Source organism: Antarcticimicrobium sp. (assembly GCF_029212575.1).
Classification (GTDB): domain Bacteria; phylum Pseudomonadota; class Alphaproteobacteria; order Rhodobacterales; family Rhodobacteraceae; genus Antarcticimicrobium.
This window is the reverse complement of sequence record NZ_JARGPK010000001.1, coordinates 1-16,045: the sequence shown is the minus strand read 5'-3', so window position 1 is coordinate 16,045 and position 16,045 is coordinate 1. Positions and strand designations below refer to the sequence as shown.

Annotated in this window: 14 protein-coding genes; 6 read left to right on the top strand and 8 right to left on the bottom strand. The window is 66.2% G+C overall.

All coding sequences use genetic code 11. The features are described from left to right. Positions 1-36 precede the first annotated feature (36 nt). Both P1U75_RS00070 and P1U75_RS00065 read right to left on the bottom strand, forming a co-directional pair. Positions 37-1,107 (bottom strand): C4-dicarboxylate TRAP transporter substrate-binding protein, encoded by a 1,071-nt coding sequence (locus P1U75_RS00070; protein ID WP_300238241.1) that lies wholly within the window; start codon positions 1,105-1,107, stop codon positions 37-39. 37 nt (positions 1,108-1,144) lie between these two features. Further along, entirely contained in the window at positions 1,145-1,801 is a 657-nt protein-coding gene (locus P1U75_RS00065) for a TetR/AcrR family transcriptional regulator (RefSeq protein ID WP_300238238.1), read from the bottom strand. Positions 1,802-2,036: 235 nt separating this feature from the next. Between P1U75_RS00065 and P1U75_RS00060 the strand changes: the two genes are divergently transcribed. The 4 genes from P1U75_RS00060 to P1U75_RS00045 are packed head-to-tail and all read left to right on the top strand — an operon-like array spanning position 2,037 to position 7,321. After that, complete coding sequence (locus tag P1U75_RS00060; RefSeq protein WP_300238236.1) at positions 2,037-3,245, top strand: acetyl-CoA C-acetyltransferase; 1,209 nt, start codon at positions 2,037-2,039, stop codon at positions 3,243-3,245. A gap of 13 nt (positions 3,246-3,258) precedes the next feature. Further along, positions 3,259-5,406: a 3-hydroxyacyl-CoA dehydrogenase NAD-binding domain-containing protein gene (locus P1U75_RS00055; protein ID WP_300238233.1), complete on the top strand. Its 2,148-nt coding sequence runs from the start codon at positions 3,259-3,261 to the stop codon at positions 5,404-5,406. After that, positions 5,403-6,530, top strand: a complete 1,128-nt coding sequence (locus P1U75_RS00050) for a CaiB/BaiF CoA-transferase family protein (RefSeq protein WP_300238230.1) — start codon at positions 5,403-5,405, stop codon at positions 6,528-6,530. Before P1U75_RS00055 ends, P1U75_RS00050 begins: the two co-directional genes overlap by 4 nt. Positions 6,531-6,547: 17 nt before the next feature. Continuing rightward, positions 6,548-7,321 (top strand): enoyl-CoA hydratase-related protein, encoded by a 774-nt coding sequence (locus tag P1U75_RS00045; protein WP_300238228.1) that lies wholly within the window; start codon positions 6,548-6,550, stop codon positions 7,319-7,321. Positions 7,322-7,414: 93 nt separating this feature from the next. Here P1U75_RS00045 and P1U75_RS00040 read toward each other — a convergent pair whose 3' ends face one another. From P1U75_RS00040 to P1U75_RS00015, 6 genes are all read right to left on the bottom strand, one after another. Beyond that, positions 7,415-8,116: an ABC transporter ATP-binding protein gene (locus tag P1U75_RS00040; RefSeq protein WP_300238225.1), complete on the bottom strand. Its 702-nt coding sequence runs from the start codon at positions 8,114-8,116 to the stop codon at positions 7,415-7,417. A gap of 3 nt (positions 8,117-8,119) precedes the next feature. Next, on the bottom strand, positions 8,120-8,863 hold the full coding sequence (locus tag P1U75_RS00035; protein ID WP_300238223.1) for an ABC transporter ATP-binding protein: 744 nt from the start codon (positions 8,861-8,863) through the stop codon (positions 8,120-8,122). After that, positions 8,860-9,834: a branched-chain amino acid ABC transporter permease gene (locus P1U75_RS00030; protein ID WP_300238221.1), complete on the bottom strand. Its 975-nt coding sequence runs from the start codon at positions 9,832-9,834 to the stop codon at positions 8,860-8,862. The genes P1U75_RS00035 and P1U75_RS00030 overlap by 4 nt, the downstream gene beginning before the upstream one ends. After that, a complete protein-coding gene (locus P1U75_RS00025) occupies positions 9,834-10,757 on the bottom strand; it encodes a branched-chain amino acid ABC transporter permease (protein WP_300238219.1) in 924 nt (307 codons plus the stop codon). The genes P1U75_RS00030 and P1U75_RS00025 overlap by 1 nt, the downstream gene beginning before the upstream one ends. 68 nt (positions 10,758-10,825) lie before the next feature. Then, positions 10,826-12,001 carry an ABC transporter substrate-binding protein gene (locus tag P1U75_RS00020; protein ID WP_300238217.1) on the bottom strand — a complete coding sequence of 392 codons (1,176 nt, stop codon included), beginning with the start codon at positions 11,999-12,001 and terminating at the stop codon, positions 10,826-10,828. 78 nt (positions 12,002-12,079) lie between these two features. Then, on the bottom strand, positions 12,080-14,803 hold the full coding sequence (locus P1U75_RS00015) for a benzoate-CoA ligase family protein (protein WP_300238216.1): 2,724 nt from the start codon (positions 14,801-14,803) through the stop codon (positions 12,080-12,082). Positions 14,804-14,899: 96 nt separating this feature from the next. Here P1U75_RS00015 and P1U75_RS00010 point away from each other — a divergent pair, with 96 nt between their 5' ends. Together P1U75_RS00010 and P1U75_RS00005 are read left to right on the top strand one after the other, a co-directional pair. Beyond that, on the top strand, positions 14,900-15,334 hold the full coding sequence (locus P1U75_RS00010) for an acyl-CoA thioesterase (protein ID WP_300238214.1): 435 nt from the start codon (positions 14,900-14,902) through the stop codon (positions 15,332-15,334). Beyond that, positions 15,331-16,045: IclR family transcriptional regulator (locus P1U75_RS00005; protein ID WP_300238211.1), on the top strand; the 715-nt coding region annotated here is incomplete at its 3' end. The genes P1U75_RS00010 and P1U75_RS00005, both read left to right, overlap by 4 nt.

Below are 16,045 nucleotides of genomic sequence, written 5' to 3'. Positions count from 1 at the left end.
CGCCCCCCCCCCCCCCCCCCCCCCCCCCCCCCGCCCCTACTCCTGATCCCAGTTGCGCACCGGGGTGGCCCCGGCGGCGCGCATGGTGTCCATGTAGGCCTTGAGCACGGCGCTGCCGTTCTTGCCCTCGGCATCGAGTTTTTCGGCCCAGAGCCGCGCCACGTTGTCCATCCCGGCGGCCCATTCCTCGCGGAAGGCCTGGTCGACCTGGGTGATGGTCGCGCCCTGCTCCTGCATCAGGCCGAGGAACTTGGTCACGCTGGCATCGAGATCCTGCTGGTAGGCCTCGGCGTCGGCCTTGGCCGCCGCCTTGAGCGCCGCCTGCACCTCGGGCGGCAGGCTGTCGTACCAATCCTTGTTGGCCGCGATGCCGCCGGCATATTGCGCGCCGAACCCGACCTTGGTGATATAAGGTGCCACCTCGTAGAGCTTGCCGGGCAGCGCCGCCGAGGCAAAGACGATTACGCCGTCGTAAACGCCGGTCTTGATCTCGTTGTAATAGGTGGTCAGGTTGCCCGAGACCCCGACCGCACCGGTGCCCTTGAGCCAGTTGACCGCCGGGCCGGGCGCGGCGATCTTGTGGCCGTCGAGATCGGCAATCGAATTGACCGGGAAATTGGTCATCAACAGGTAATCGTCGATCCCGATACCGCCGCCGAGGTATTCCAGCCCGTTCTCTTCCCAGGCTGCGCGCATGTCGGCATTGCTGTGCTGCAACTCGTCCATCCACGAGCTGACAACCGTGGAATCGCTGGACACGAAAGGCGTGAAATAGGTCACGTTCTGCGGGCTCAGCTTGGCCGGGTCGAACAGTGACGAGACCAGCCCGATCTCGGCCAGCCCCTCTTCCACCGCCTCGAGTTCGTCGCCCACCTTGGCCAGCGAACCGCCATATTGCTCGGACCAGCTGATCGAATGGCCGGTGCCCTCCAGCGCGGCGTTCACCGCCGGTATGAAGGTCTGGCTGGCGTGCTTGACCCAGCGGAACACCGGCGGGTGACCGGCCACGATGGTCACATTCATGTCCTCCGCCTGCGCCATCGGCGCGGCGGCCCATCCGCCCACCGCCACAACGGCGGCCAGCAGCCCTGTCCTGATCGTCTTCATCATCCTCTCCTCCCGTATTGGATGAAATCGTCGTCTGTTATCCCTCGACCAGCGCCCGTACCCCGCCACAGATGAAGGGCACGATGCGGCTGAGCATCGCCTCGGCATCGCCATCGTCGCAGATCCCGCCGGACAGCCGCGCCGGGCGGCCGGTCTTGGCCATCATCGTCATGCCGACGCCGATCGCGAACATATAGGCCCAGACCGCATCGGCGCGGCTCAGCCCAGGTTCGACCCGCATCAGCGCGTCGATGAAGGTCTGCGCGATGGGGTCGTAGTGGACCTCGATCAGCTTCTGATCGCGCGGGTCGGCGGAATTGGCGAAAGAGACCAGGATGCGCGCAAAGGCGCCACCGTCGCGGGCCAGGTCCAGCCCGGTCTCGATGGTGGGGCGGAACAGCGCCTCGACGATCTGCTCCAGCCGTGGCGGATCGCCCTGCGCGAAGAGTGCTGCCACCAGCGCGGCGCGGCGGGCGTTGATCTGGTCGGAGCGGCGGGCGACCATCGCCTCGAACAGCTTTTCCTTGGTCTTGAAGTGATAATGGATCAGCCCCTGCGCCACGCCTGCCGCCTCGGCGATGGCCCGCATCGCCGCCCCCTGATAACCATCGGCGGCAAACGCCCGCTCGGCGGCATCCAGGATCGCGTCCTGCCGGCTTTCGCCATGACCTGCGCGGGCGGCATTGGAAGACACCAGAACCCCTCCCCGAATCCTGACTGATCGCCCAGTCAGGATTTCCCTCTGCTGCCCTTCTGTCAAGCGCCGCGTTTGAGCCGCCGAGGCCCTCGAAGCGAAAACATCGTTGCGTCACACCTCTCGGCAGGCGGCGGGGCGCCGTTGACTTGATTCCGCCCCCCCTGTTCAAATCCGCCCCAACGCCGGCCCGGACCCGCCCGGGCCGCGCACGACAATCCGGGAGGAGGCCCAGATGACCGAGACAGCCTATATCTACGACGCGATCCGCACGCCGCGATCCAAGGGGAAGCAGGATGGCAGCCTGCACGAGGTCAAGCCGGTCAACATGGTGACCACCCTGTTGACTGAAATGCAGGCGCGCCACGATCTCGATACCGCCCGGGTCGATGACGTCATGCTCGGCTGCGTCACCCCGGTGATGGAACAGGGGGCGGTGCTTCCCAAGATCGCGCTGCAAAAAGCCGGCTGGGACGAATCCGTGCCCGGCGCGCAGCTCAACCGGTTCTGCGCCAGCGGATTGGACACCTTCAACACCGCCGCCGCCAAGATTGCCTCGGGCTGGGAGGATATGGTTTGCGCCGGCGGCTTCGAATGCATGAGCCGGGTGCCGATGGGCGCCGATGGCGGCCCCTTTGCGGAGGACCCCGAGACCGCGATCAAGACCGGCTTCGTGCCGCAGGGCATCGGCGCCGACCTGATCGCCACCATCGAGGGCTGGAGCCGCGACGACGTCGACGCCTTTGCGCTGGAAAGTCAGAGGCGCGCGGCGCATGCCCGCGACGCGGGGTGGTTCGACCGCTCGGTCGTGACGGTGCGCGACGAGAACGGCATCGCGATCCTGGAGCGCGACGATTTCATCAAGCCGGACACCGACATGCAGAAGCTGGGCGCGCTGAAGCCGTCCTTCGCCATGCCGGGTTCCATCGGATTTGACGCTGTGGCACTGGCCAAGTACCCGGAGGTGGAGCGCATTGACCACGTGCACACCCCCGGCAACTCCTCAGGCATCGTCGATGGCGCCTCGCTGATCCTGCTGGGCAATGAACAGTCAGGCAAGGATCTGGGCCTGACCCCGCGCGGGCGGGTGGTGTCCATCGCGCTGACCGCCACCGACCCGACCATCATGCTGACCGGGCCCGGCCCGGCCTCGCAAAAGGCGCTGGCCAAGGCCGGGCTGAGCATCGACGACATCGACCTGGTCGAGATCAACGAGGCCTTTGCCTCGGTCGCGCTGCGGCTGCAAAAGGATCTGGACGTGCCGGACGAAAAGCTGAACGTGGTGGGCGGCGCCATCGCCATGGGCCATCCGCTGGGCGCGACCGGCGGCTGCCTGGTCTCCACCATGCTGGACGAGCTGGAGCGGCGCGACCTGAAACGCGCGCTGATCTGCATGTGCGTCGGCGGCGGCATGGGCATCGCCAGCATCATCGAACGCGTGTGAGGGGGGAACCGACATGAGCGATTACAGCTACGACAAGGATTCAGACGGCATCGTCACCGTCACCCTCGACATGGCGGGCCAGTCGGCCAACACCATGAACGCCCGCTACATCCCGATGATGGAAGAGATCCTCGCGCGGATCCAGGCCGACGACGGGGTAAGCGGCGTGGTCATCGCCTCGGCCAAGAAAACTTTTTTCGCCGGCGGCGACCTCAACAGCCTGCGCCGGATCGACAGCGCCGGGCCGGAGTCCCTGGCGATGTTCGAGACCAACAAGGCACCGTTCCGCAAGATGGAGAAACTGCCGGTGCCCTTCGTCGCCGCGATCAACGGCGCGGCGCTGGGCGGCGGGTATGAGCTTTGCCTGGCCTGCAACCGCCGCATCGTCGTCGATCACCCCGCCGCCGTGGTCGGCCTGCCCGAGGTCACGCTGGGCCTGCTGCCCGGGGCGGGTGGCGTGGTGCGCCTGACCGCGCTCTTGGGGCTGGAAAAGGCGCTGCCCTATCTGCTGGAGGGGAAACCCGCCAAACCGCAGGCCGCGCTGAAAGACGGCATGGTCGATGAAATCGTCGCAACGCGGGAGGCGCTGATCCCCGCCGCCAAGGCCTGGATCAAGGCCAATCCGGAGGCGCACACCCAGCCCTGGGACCAGAAAGGATTCCGCTATCCCGGCGGCGACACGCTGCACCCGCGCGTGCGCCAGACCATCGTCGCGGCGCCTGCCATGCTCTACAAGAAGACGCGCGGTCTGATGCCGGCGCCGGAAAAGATCCTCGATATCGCGGTCAATTCGATGCGGATGGGGTTCGACGCGGCGCTGCGGGCGGAAAGCCGCGGCATCTGTGCATTGGCCGTGACACCTCAGGCCAAGGCGGCGATCGGCACGTTCTTTTTCGGCACGCAGGCGATCAAGTCGGGCAAGGTGCGCCCCGAGGGCGACAAATGGCGCGCGGCGTCCTCCGCCATCCTCGGCGCCGGCATGATGGGCAGCGGCATCGCCTGGGCCCATGCCTCGGCCGGGTTGCCGGTGGTGCTGAAGGACATGGAGATGGACAAGGCGGAAAAGGGAAAATCCTATTCCGCCGGGCTGGCCGACAAGCGCGTGCAGCGCGGCCGCATGAGCGAGGCGCAGAAAGAGGCGCTGCTGGCGCAAATCACGCCGACCAGTGATGACGCCGCGTACACCGGCACCGACATCATCATCGAGGCGGTGTTCGAGGATATCGACCTCAAGGAAAAGGTGATCGGGGCGACCTTCGGGCAATTGTCCCAGGACGGCATCTATGGCTCCAACACCTCGACCCTGCCGATCTCCATCCTTGCCGGGTTCTGCCCCGACCCCAGCCGGTTCATCGGGCTGCATTTCTTCAGCCCCGTCGACAAGATGAGGGTGGTGGAAATCATCATGGGCGAGAAGACCAGCCAGGACACCCTGCGCAAGGCCTATGACTATGTCCAGCAGATCGGCTACATGCCCATCGTGGTGAACGACAGCCGCGGGTTCTTCACCTCCCGCGTGTTCTCCACCTATCTCGACGAGGGCATGGCGCTGTTGCGCGACGGCATGGCCCCGGTGGCGATCGAGCGCGCGGGATGGCTTGCCGGCATGCCGGTGGGGCCACTGGCGGTGCATGATGAAACCTCGCTTGTGCTTTCCCAGAAGATCCGCAAGACGCATGAGGCGCTGGACAGGCGGCTTGGCGTCGAGAACGGCCTCGGCATCGACATGGAGGCGGGCAACGCCATCGTTGATGCGATGCTGGAACAGGATCGCGGCGGGCGGCACTATGGCGGCGGGTTCTACGATTACGCCACCGACGGGACGAAATCGCTCTGGCCGGGTCTTGGCCAATTCGCGCAGGGCAATGCTGAGATCCCGGTGCAGGAGGCCATCGACCGGCTGCTCTACCGCCAAGCCATCGAAACCCTGCGCTGCCTCGACGAAGGGGTGCTGAACACGGAAGTTGAGGCCAACCTCGGCGGCATCTTCGCCATCGGCTTCCCGGCCTATACCGGCGGCGCGATCCAGTTCATCCGTGGCATCGGAATCGACACATTCGCCGCCCGCGCCAGGGAATTGGCCGAGGCCTGGGGCGACCGCTTTGCCGTCTCGCCCGCCGCGCTGGACAGGCTGCGCGTCAGCGCGGAGCTTGCCGCATGAGCGGCCCGCTCAAGGGGCTGCGCGTGGTGGAAATGGCCGGGATCGGCCCGGCCCCGCTGGCCGGTCAGTTGCTGGCCGACCTGGGGGCGGAGGTGGTGCTGATCGCCCGCAAATCCGCCCCCGCCGATCCGACCGACATCAACAACCGGGGCAAACGCTCGGCCGCGCTGAACCTCAAGACGCCCGAGGGGATCGAGGCCGCGCGCCTTCTGATCGACCGCGCCGACGTGCTGATCGAGGGGTTCCGCCCCGGCGTGATGGAACGGATGGGGCTGGGGCCGGACGATTGCAGCGCGCGCAATCCCGGCCTGATCTTTGCCCGCATGACCGGCTGGGGCCAGACCGGCCCGATGGCGCAGATGGCCGGGCATGACATCAATTACCTCGGCCTCACCGGCTTTCTCCATGCCACCGGCAAGGGAGATGACGTGCCGACCCCGCCGCTCAACATCGGCGCCGATTACGGCGGCGGCACCATGTTCCTGCTGTTCGGCATCATGGCCGCGCTCTTTGAGCGCCAGAGCTCCGGCAAGGGCCAGGTGGTCGACGCCGCCATGGTCGATGGCGCCTCGGCGCTGATGGGGCTGATCCACAGCTGGATCGCCCGTGGTGGCTGGAGCGAGGCGCGCGAATCCAACCTGCTGGACGGCGGCGCGCCGTTTTACCGCGCCTATGAATGCGCCGATGGCAAGTTCCTCTCGGTCGGCCCGCTTGAGCCGCAATTCTTTGCCGAACTGGTCCGCCTTGCCGGCCTGCCCGAGGATCACAAGGCAACCCAGATGGAGGCGAAAAGCTGGCCCGAACGCCGCGCCGACTACGCCCGCGTCTTTGCCCGGAAAACCCGCGCCGAATGGACCGCGATCTTTGACGGCAGCGATGCCTGCGTCGCCCCGATCCTGACCTGGTCGGAGGCGCCGGAGCATCCGCATCTGGCCGCGCGCGGCACCTTTACCAAGATCGACGGCGTCACCCAGGCCGCCCCCGCGCCCCGGTTCGACCGCACCCCCGCCCCTGCGCCGGGCCGCCCCGCCGCGCCCGGCCCCGACACCGAAACCCTGCTCACCGAGGCCGGCTGCGATGCTGAGACTCTGGCGCGCCTGCGCACCGCCGGCGCCCTGACCTGAGCCGGAAAGGCCACGAGATGACCGACACGCCCCTGACCATCACCCGTGACGGCGCCATCGCCACCGTGACGATGACCCGCCCCGAAGCCTTCAACGCGCTCGACACCGCCCTGCGCGCAGCGCTGCGCCGCGCCGTCCGCGAGTTGGAGATGGACAGTTCCATCCGCGTGGTGATCCTGCGCGGCGAGGGGCGCGGGTTCTGCGCCGGGGCCGACCTGACCGAGGGGCCAAATCCCCCGGTGCACCAGCAGATCGAGGTGGAGTATCGTCCGATCCTCACCGGCATCGCCGCCTCGTCCAGGATCTGGATCGCCCAGGTGCATGGCTCCGCCGCCGGCATCGGCGCGGCGCTGGCGATGAACTGCGACCTGGTGAGCATGGCCGAGGACGCCACGCTCTACATGGCCTTCGCCGCGATCGGGTTGATCCCCGACGGCGGCAACGTCTGGCTGCTGGAGCGCGCCATGGGGCCGCGCCGCGCCCTGCAGGCGATCCTGGAGGGGCGCAAGATCCCGGCAGGCGAGGCGCTGGAGCTGGGTCTGGTGAACGAATTGCACCCTGCCGACGACCTCGAGACCGCGACCTGCGCCATGGCCGCCCGCATCGCTGCCGGCGCGCCACTGGCCGCCGCCGCCGCCAAACGGCTGATGCGGCGAATCGACGGGCTCTCCTACGGCGATGCGATCAGCGCCGAGGCAAGCGAACAGACCGCCCTGAGCAACAGCGCCGATTTCATCGAGGGGGTCACGGCCTTTCGCGAAAAGCGCAAGCCGGTGTTCAAGGGCCGCTGAACGGCATCGCTCTTTTTCTGGCCGGAAATACTCTCGGGGGTGAGCGGCCCCGGGCCGCGAGGGGGCGGACAGCCCCCTGCCCACGACTGCGCCTCAGAACCCTAGGTATTTCTGCCGCACCTCATCGTTGCCCGCCAGCTCCTCGCTGCTGCCTTGCCATTCCACCCGCCCGCGCTGGATGATGAAATGCCGATCCGCGATGCGCAGCAGGTCCTTGAGGTTCTTGTCCACCACCAGGATCGACATGCCCCGTCCGGCGATCTCGCTCAGCGCGTGCCAGATCTTCTGCCGCACCAGCGGCGCCAGCCCTTCGGTCGCCTCGTCGAGGATCAGCAGCCTCGGGTTGGTCATCAGCGCCCGACCGATGGCCAGCATCTGCTGCTCGCCGCCCGAGAGGAGGTTGCCCATCGAGCCGACCCGCATCTCCAGTTCCGGGAACAGCGCAAAGACCTTGTCCACCGTCCAGGGGTCCGGGTTGCCCAGGTGGTTGCTGGCGGTGGCGATCAGGTTTTCCATCATCGTCAGGTTGGGAAAGATCTGCCGCCCCTCGGGCACCAGTCCGAGGCCGAGGTTGGCGGTCCTGAAGCTGGGCCGTCCGACCAGTTCCTGACCGTCGAATTTGATCGAGCCGCCGCTTGCCTTCACGATCCCCATGATCGAATTGATCGTGGTGGTCTTGCCCATGCCGTTGCGACCCAGCAGCGTCGCCACCTGCCCCGCCTCCAACCTCAGGCTGACCCCGAACAGGGCCTGGCTGGAGCCGTAATGCGTCGTGAGATTGTCCAGCACCAGCATCGGCTACTCCTCGCCCAGATAGGCATGCTGCACCGCCTCGTTGCCGCGGATCTCGTCCGGGCTGCCGGTGGCGATGATATGGCCGTAGACCAGCACCGAGATCCGGTCGGCCAGCGCGAAGACCGCATCCATGTCATGTTCGATCAGCAGGATCGTGTGCCGGCCCTTGATGCCGCGCAAAAGCTCGACCATCTGCGCGCTTTCCTCGATGCCCAGCCCCGCCATCGGTTCGTCGAGCAGCATCAGCTCGGCTTTTGATGCCAGCGCGATGGCAATCTCCATGTGCCGGTGCTCGCCGTGGCTCAGTGCGACGGTGGGCTGGTCGGCCTTGTCGGCCAGCCCGACCCGGTCCAGCAGCGCCAGCGCCTCGGCGCGCAGCCGCGTGAGCGCATGCGCCGGGCGGATGAAGCGGAACGAATGCCCCTCGCGCGCCTGCAGCGCCAGCGCGATATTGTCCAGCACGCTCATCTCCAGGATCAGCGAAGTGATCTGGAACGACCGCGCGATGCCGAGGTGGGCGCGGCTGTAGGGCGCCATCGCGGTGATGTCGCGGCCCTTGAAGCGGATCCGTCCGCTGTCGGGTTTCTGCATGCCGGTCAGCTGGCTGATCAGCGTCGTCTTGCCCGCGCCGTTGGGGCCGATCACCGCGTGCAGCTCGCCCGCCCTGACGCTCAGGTTCAGATCGTCGGTCGCCTTGATGCCGCCAAAGCTCTTGTTCAGGCCGGAGATGTCCAGAACCGCATTCATTCGCCGTCCTCCCTGCGCCCGCGCAGGAGCCCCATCAGCCCGCCGCGCGCGAACAGCACCACGCCCATCAGCATCAGCCCGAAGGGAAGGTGCCAGTAGATGGTGAAGGAAGACAGGATCTCTTCGACCACGATGAAGGCGATGGCGCCCAGCACCGGCCCCAGCGTGGTCGCAGCGCCGCCGAGGATGACCATGAACATCAACTCGCCCGAGCGCGACCAATCCATCATCTCGGGCGAGATGAAGGTGGTGAAATTGCCCAGCAGCGCCCCGGCATAGCCGCACATCGCGCCCGAGATCACATAGGCGGTCAGCCGGTAGGCGTAGATGTTGAAGCCCAGCGTCACCATCCGCTCCTCGTTGCCCTTGGCGCCCTGGAGCACCATGCCGAAGCGCGAGCGGGTGATCATCCGCACCAGCAGCATCGCCACCAGCAGCGAGACATAGGCCAGCCCGAAAAGCTGCAGCGGATTGTCGAGGTCGATCAAAGGCAGCTCCGAACGGGTGTCGATCACCAGACCGTCGTCGCCGCCGTACTCCTCGATCGACACGATGAGGTAGTAGATCATCTGCGCGAAGGCCATGGTGATCATGATGAAATAGACACCCTTGGTGCGCAGGCAGACCGCCCCGGTGATCAGCGCGAACAGCGCGGTCACCGCGACGGCCAGCGGGACCTGCACGAAACCGCTGGTGGTGGCGAGGAAATCCAGCCCGCCGTAAAGCCAATGGTGCGCCGGGATGCCCACCGCATAGGCCCCGAGCCCGACAAAGGCGGCATGGCCGAAGGACACCAGCCCGCCATAACCCAGGATCAGATTCAGGCTGACCGCGGCGATCGCGAGGATCGACAGCCGGGTGGCGAGGTCGAGATAAAAGGCGTTGCCGGTCAGGAAGAAGACCGGCGGCAGCACGGCCAGGAGGGCCATGACGACGGCCGAGATCCAGCCACGGCGGGTCAGAAAGCTCATCAGCGCGTCCTTGGCGGAAACAGGCCCTGCGGGCGCAGGGCGAGAACGAGCGCCATGATGATATAGATCAGCATGGCCGAAACGGCGGGGGCCGAGGTTTCGGCGGCCTCGGGCGACATCGCCAGCTTGAAGATGTCATCGAGAAACGACCGGCCCATCGTGTCGATCAGCCCGATCAGCAGGGCGGCGATGAAAGCCCCCTTCATCGAGCCGATGCCGCCGACGATGATGACAACGAAGGCGGTGATGATGATGCTGTTGCCCATCCCGATCGAGGCCTCGGTGATCGGTGCGATCAGCATGCCGGCCAGCCCGGCCAGCATCGCGCCCAGCGCGAAGACCAGCGCGAACAGCGTCTGGATGTCGATGCCCAGCGCCGAGACCATCGTCCGGTTCGAGGCGCCGGCCCGGATCAGCATGCCGAGCCGCGTGTAGTTGACCAGCCAGAACAGCCCGGCCGCGGCGGCCAGCCCGGCAGCGATGATCAGCAGCCGAAAGCTGGGGATCACCAGCGTCTCGGTCAGCGCGATCTGACCGTCCAGCCAATGCGGCAGCGGCACCGCGATCCCCGCCGGCCCCCAGATCAGATGCGCCAGCGTATCCAGAACCAGGATCAGCCCGAAGGTGCCGAGCACATGGTCCAAATGGTTTCGCGCGTAGAGTGGACGGGCCACGAAGCGTTCAACCAGGTAGCCGATGCCCCCGGTCAGCGGCAGCGCCACCAGCACCGCCCAGAGGAAGTTGCCGAACAAAAAGGTCAGCGAGGCGCAGATGAACGCCCCCAGCATGTAGAGCGAGCCGTGGGCGAGGTTCACGAAATCGAGAATCCCGAACACCAGCGTCAGCCCCGAGGCCACCAGGAACAGCAGCAGTCCGAGCTGCACCCCGTTCAGGGCCTGGATAATCAGCAGAGAAAGATCCAAGTCACATCCTGTGTCTTGCGGGGGCCGGACGGTGCGCCGCCCGGCCCGATGAGTTTCAGGACCTCAGCTCACATCTTGCATTCGGCGGCATAGCTGTCGATGTGGTCCTCGAACACGGTCTCGACCACTTTCGTCGTCCAGGTGCCATCGGCGTCCGCCACCACCTCGCGCAGGTAGAAATTCTGCACCGGCATGTTGTTGGTGCCGAACTTGAAATCGCCACGGACGGACTCGAACTCGGCCGCTTTCAGCGCCGCGCGCAGGGCGTCCTTGTCCTCGGTGTTGCCGACCTTGGCGACCGCGCTGGCGATCAGCATGATCGCGTCATAGGACTGCGCCGCGTAGAATGACGGGTAGGTGCCGTGCTTGGCCTTGAAATCGGCGACGAACCGCTTGTTGGCGGCATTGTCCAGCGACGGATCCCATTCCTGTGTGGTGCGCGAGCCCAGCACCGCCTGGAAATTCGCCGCCTGAAGCTTGGGCAGCGACAGCCCGTCCACGGTGAACACCGAGTAGAGCGGCAGCGTGTCCTTCAGCCCGGCCTGGTCGTACTGCTTGATGAAGGCACCGCCGGCCGCACCGGGGTAGAAGACAAAGATGCCATCGGCACCGCTGGCCTTGGCCTTGGCCAATTCCGCCGAGAAATCAAGCTGCGCGTCGGCGCCCCACTTGGTCAGGTCGCGGCCCACGATCTCGCCCTTGAAGGTGCGCTCCACGCCTGCGACCATATCCTTGCCCGCGGCATAGTTCGGCGCCATCACGTAGAGCGACTTGACGCCCTGACGGTTCAGCACCTCGCCCATCGCCATCGGCGTCTGGTCGTTCTGCCAGGAGGTCGAGAAGAAGTTCTCGTCGCACAGCTTGCCGGCGATCTGGCTGGGCCCGGCATTGGCCGAGATCAGGAACTTGCCCGCATCCAGCGCCGATTTGCGCGAGGCCAGCAGAACGTGGCTCCAGATATAGCCGGTGACAAAATCCACGTCGTCCTGCTTGACCAGCTTGTCGGTGGCCTGCTTGCCGGTCTCCGGCGCGAACCCGTCATCGGCAAAGATGACTTCGAGATCCAGGTTTCCGGCCTTTCCGCCCAAATGCTCCACCGCGAGGTTGGCGGCGTTCTGCATGTCGGTGCCGATGATCGCGGCGCCGGTGGTCAGCGTGGTGACAAAGCCGATCTTCACACTCTCGGCCCAGGCCGCGGTGCTCATCAGGCCGGCGGCAAGCGTCAGCGTCAGTAGTTTCTTCATTTTTTTTCCTCCCAGTTGGTCGCGCGTCTCTGCCGCGCTTGATTTGTTAACCTTTTGTGCCCGGTTCGGGGCCTTCGATCAACTATATCCTCCCGCGGCCAGCATATCGGCGACGGCCTTGCGGTCAATCTTGCCGGTTCCGGTCTTGGGCAGCTCCGGCACGAAAACGATCCGCCGCGGATACTTGTGCGGCATGAGGGCGTGTTTCACGTGGTCCTGCAACGCCTTGCCGTCCCTTGGCGCCCCGCCGCGCAGCACCACCAGCGCGCTCAGGGTCATCCGCCGATCCTCCAGTTCCTGCGCCAGCACGGCCGACTCATGCACTGCCTCATGTTCGTTCAGGCAACGCTCTACCTCCAGCGGCCAGACCCACTGCCCCGAGACCTTGACCAGATCGTCGGCGCGCCCCTGGAAAAAGAAGTACCCGTCCTTCTGAACGAACCGATCCCCGGTGCAGATCCAGTCGTCCTGCATGGTCTCCGCCGTCTTGTCGGGCCGGTTCCAATAGCAGGGCGACGAGGAATGCCCGCGCACATGCATCACCCCGTCCTCGCCCTTGCCCACCGGCGCGCCGTCGGACCCGCGCAGTTCCACCTCATAGCCCGGCACCAGCCTGCCCGCCGCACCTAACCGCTGTTCCTTGGCGCTGTTCGACAGGTAGACATGCAGCATCTCGGTCGAGCCCAGCCCCTCGATCGGCGGCAGCCCGGTCAGGTCCCGCCACCGGCTGAATACATCCTCGGACAGGATCTCGGCCGCCGACATGCATTGCCGCAGGCTGGAGAAATCCCGGTCCGCGATCCCCTCCGAACGGCACAGCGCGGTGTAGAGCGTCGGCAGCCCGAAGAACACGGTCGGGCGACAGCCCTCGATCAGGTCCGCGATCCGGCCGGGATCGGGCCGCCCCGGCATCAGCAGCACCGTGGCGCCGACCGAGAACGGAAAGGTCACCGAATTGCCGAATCCATAGGCAAAAAACATCTTGGGCACTGAAAAACAGATGTCGTCCGGGGTTAGCTTCAACACATACACACCAAAGCTCTGCTGGGTATAGGCCATGTCGTGATGCAGATGCACGATGCCCTTGGGCCGCCCGGTGGAGCCCGAGGAATACATCCAGAATGCCATGTCGTCCGGCCCGGTCGGCGCCGCGTCCAGAACCTCCGGCCGGCCCGCCAGAACATCTTCCGCCGAACGGTATTCGCCCGCCGTGCCGTTCACCACGATCACCGGCAGACCGGTTTCGCCCAGCCCCGCCGCCGTGACCGCCCCAACCAGGTCGCCCTCGCACAGCACCAGCCGCGCGCCGCTGTCCTCGACAAAGAACTTCAACAGATCGGGCGGCGTCAGCGTGTTGAGCAAAACCGGCACGAATCCGGCCCGCACCGCCCCGAAGAACGCCGCCGGGTATTCGGCCGTATCGTCGAGAACCATCGCGATCCGGTCGCCCTGCACCAGCCCCTGCGCCCTGAACGCATGGCCCCAGCGCGCCGCCCGGGCGCAAAGCGCGGCATAGCTCACATCGCCACCCGGCCCGGTCAGCGCCAGCTTTTCCGGGTTCCGCGCGAGGTTGTCCCAGAGCACGGCGCTGCAATTGGGATGGTTCGTCTTGTCAAAGCCGATCTCGCGCGCGCCGGGCGCATCGCCCACCGGGTCCGTGACCGCGCGCGCCGCGTGATGCGTCTCGTATTCTGCCATGAACCCGGGCGACTGCGCCCGCAACCGGTCCATGTCCACCCGGCCCGACCGGGTCACATAGTCGAACGCGAAATCCAGCGGCGGCTTGCCGATCCTGGTGGCGAAATCCTCGTACCACGCGCAGGAGGTATTGGCCGCCGTCACGATCTTTTTCGCGATCGGCGGGCGGCTGATCTGATAGGCCGCCAGCGCCGCCGGAACGTCCGCCTCTGCCTTCAGCGCCTGCACCAGAGCGATCGCGTCCTCCATCGCCAGCCGCGTGCCCGACCCGATCGAGAAATGCGCCGTATGCGCCGCGTCCCCGAGCAGCACCCTGTTGCCGCTGACCCAGTTGTCGCACCACAGCTTCGGAAATTGCCGCCAGATCGAGCGGTTGGCGACCAGCGGCGCCCCCTCCAGCACATCGGCGAACACCTCTTCGCAGACCCGCGCCGTCTCTGCCTCGTCCATCCGGTCGAAGCCATGGTCAAAGAACGTGTTCTCGTCGGCCTCGACGATAAAGGTGCTCATATCCGGCGCATAGCGATAGTGATGCGCGTTCATTGCCCCCTTGTCCGTGCGGCGGAAGCTCTGGGTCAGCGTGTCGAAGGAGCGTTTTGTGCCGAACCAGGCAAAGCGGTTCGACATATGGCTGATCGTTTCGCCGAACCCCTGCGGGTCCGAGGCGCGGACCAGCGAATTCAACCCGTCCGCCGCGACGATCAGATCGCCCGAGAGCTCCGACAGGTCCGAAACCGTATGCCCGAACCGCAGCTCCGCCCCCAGCGCTTCGGCCCGGCCCTGAAGGATCTGCAGCAGTTCCAGACGCCCGATGGCGGCAAAACCGATTCCGTCCAGAACCACCCGCCCCTCGGGGTGGTTTAACGTCATGTTCTTCCACCGCTCCATTCGCGGCGCGATCAGGTCATGGGTCTCGGCGTCATCGGCCCTGAGGAAATCCAGCGCCCGGTCGGAGAACACCACGCCAAACCCCCAGGTCACGCCGCGCGGCGCCGCCTCGCTCACCCGGACATGCAGATCCGGAAAGATGCGCCGCAGCAAAATTGCGGTATAGAGACCCCCGGGACCACCGCCCAGGATGTCGACCTTGGAAAGCCGCACCATGATCTCTCCTCCCAAAAAGATGTAGGCTTACTATCTGCTGTCCTAGGCAAGTTTTCTTTATCATGCAATAATAATCACAGAACGGAAAATCAAAACATGTCCAACCCAGACTTCTCGATGGATATCCAGATCAGTTTCGGCCATTGCGACCCGGCTGGAATTGTATTTTATCCCAACTACTTCCGCTGGTTCGACCGCTGCTTTCACACCTACTTGCTGAAAACCGCCGGAGGGCATCGGCGGCTGTGCCGCACGCTGGATGCAAAGGGAATCGGGCTGATGGACGTGCGGGCGAATTTCACCTCTCCCGCGATGGATGGGGATTTGATGACGCTGGACATGACCATTCGGGACTGGGGCCGCAAATCGCTCACCCTGGGGTATCTGGGCCGCATCGGCGACCGTGCGGTGGTCGAGGGCACCGAGGTGCGCGGCATGTTCGTGATGCGCGACGGCCGGTTGCGCGCGGGCGAGATGGCGCCGTTGCGCGCCCTGCTGGATGCCGGGATTCCCGAAGAGGATCCGGCGTGAGCGACCCGGACCAAAACCAAAGCGGCGGCATCCAGTCGCTCGATTCGGCGCTGCGGCTGCTGCGCGCGCTCACCGCCCGCCCCGGCCCCACCGCGTTGAGCGATCTGGCGCGCGACTGCGCCATGCCGGTGAGCAAGGCGCATCGTTATCTGGCGTCCTTCACCCATGCCGGGCTGGTGCGCCAGGCCGGCAAATCCGGCAAATACGATCTCGGCCCCGGCGCCGTGCACCTGGGACTCGCGGCGATGGCGCGCAACGACGCGATCAACATCGCCGCCGACGGATTGCCCGACCTCTGCGCCGAAACCGGGCTGACCGCGCTGCTGTCGGTCTGGGGCAATTCCGGCCCCACCGTGGTGCGCTGGGAACGGGCGGCCAATTTCATGGTGACCACGCTGGGGCTCGGCTCCACCCTGCCGGTAGTCGGCTCGGCCACGGGCCACGTCTTTCTGGCGTTCCTGCCGGGCCCGCTGACCGCCGCGCGGGTGCGCATCGACCGGGCCGCCACACCGAATGTCGATCCGGCGGCGACGGCGGATCAGGTCCGCAGGCAGGGCTACGCCACCGTTTCGGGTGATCTGCTGCTGGGGCTTTCCGCGCTCGCCGCCCCGGTGCTCGACTGGCAGGGCGAGGCGCAGGCGGTCGTCACCCTGATCGGAACCGATGCCGCGGTCACCGCGCCGGTCAGCCCCGCCATCGCGGCGCTGACCC